This window comes from Nonomuraea sp. NPDC003560, assembly GCF_042878785.1.
In the GTDB taxonomy this organism is placed as follows: domain Bacteria; phylum Actinomycetota; class Actinomycetes; order Streptosporangiales; family Streptosporangiaceae; genus Nonomuraea.
The window spans coordinates 1-1,198 of the sequence record NZ_JBIAOF010000044.1 but is presented as its reverse complement, the minus strand read 5'-3'; the positions used below and the strand labels follow the sequence as shown (position 1 = coordinate 1,198).

At 39.8% G+C, this 1,198-nt stretch carries 2 protein-coding genes; both read left to right on the top strand.

The features are described 5' to 3' along the window. Positions 1-202 (top strand): CorA family divalent cation transporter (locus ACFYUV_RS51435; RefSeq protein ID WP_387683457.1); only part of this gene is annotated, 202 nt, incomplete at its 5' end. Between the two features lie 545 nt (positions 203-747). Next, entirely contained in the window at positions 748-1,059 is a 312-nt protein-coding gene (locus ACFYUV_RS51430; protein ID WP_350977985.1) for a hypothetical protein, read from the top strand. Positions 1,060-1,198 lie beyond the last annotated feature (139 nt).

Below are 1,198 nucleotides of genomic sequence, written 5' to 3'. Positions count from 1 at the left end.
CAACCTGAACGATACAATGAAATTTTTGACAATTTGGTCACTGACCATGGCTGTGCCAACGATCATTACCGGATTCTATGGGATGAACGTGAAGAAACTCCCGTTAGCCGGGATGCAAGATGCTTGGATGCTGACTTTGGGGATTTCTGTCGCCTTGATTGTGGCGATGCTGATTATGCTGAAGTTCTGGCGGAAGATGTGATGGGTGAGTGACTTGCTGCTGGGTGGGGGACTTTTTTGGAATGTGTATAGTTGAGCAGTTATGCTATTTTGAGCACCCTTCGGCTTCTGAAATACGCTCCGACGACCCTGACCCCGGCCACATAAGACAAAAAATCCAGTAGCGAACGTTTTTTGTTCGTTACTGGATTTTCTGCCTTATGCTCTGGGGTCAACCCGGGTCTTGTCACGTGTTGGTGATCTTTTAGGTATCAACTATCTAGGAACACATACCATGCGTAAAACAGGCGCTTATCGGGTTTATACCCAGTCAAATTATAATATTGGTTTAGTGATGAATTTATTAAACCATTCAAGTGAAGCTATGACCTTAACGTATCTTGGATTAGATCAAGCTAGTCGAGAAACGATGTTAGACCAAATTGATTTTGGGTAATGAATGTTTAGAACTTAGTAGTCGTCCAAAAACGACTACTTTTTTTGTTGAATCGTCCTTGGACGATTCGATGCTTTTGACTTGTAAGAACAGAATTGAATGAAGCCATACTGTTCGCATATTTTTAGTGGATGAACAAACAAAATACGAGAGATTTTTTGTTCGTTCATCCAAAAAGAGGGACGATTTCGGAAGAAGAAAATCGTCCCTCTTTTTCTTCTTTTTGTATGACAAAAAGAAAGATCTTTTGCCCATTTTATTTTTATAAAATGGGTAGGTGGCGTTTGCGTAAAGCAAATCGACACAATCCAAAGGGGATAAAAGGGGAAAGTGAAACTTCCCCCTTTTCAAGCCACATTGTAATACAAGAACGAAGTAATTTGTATTACAATGTGATAGCTTACAGCAGTATTTATGGGTTTATATTTGCTATTTTGTTGTGAGGATTGTAACCGAATAGGGCGCAATGCTTATTACAAAATCAATGACAAAGGGCGATTGAGGAATGAGCGCTGGGGCATTTTATCTTTGAGGAAGTTCTTGATGGATCAGAAAAATGTATCACAAATTGAAACAAAGACT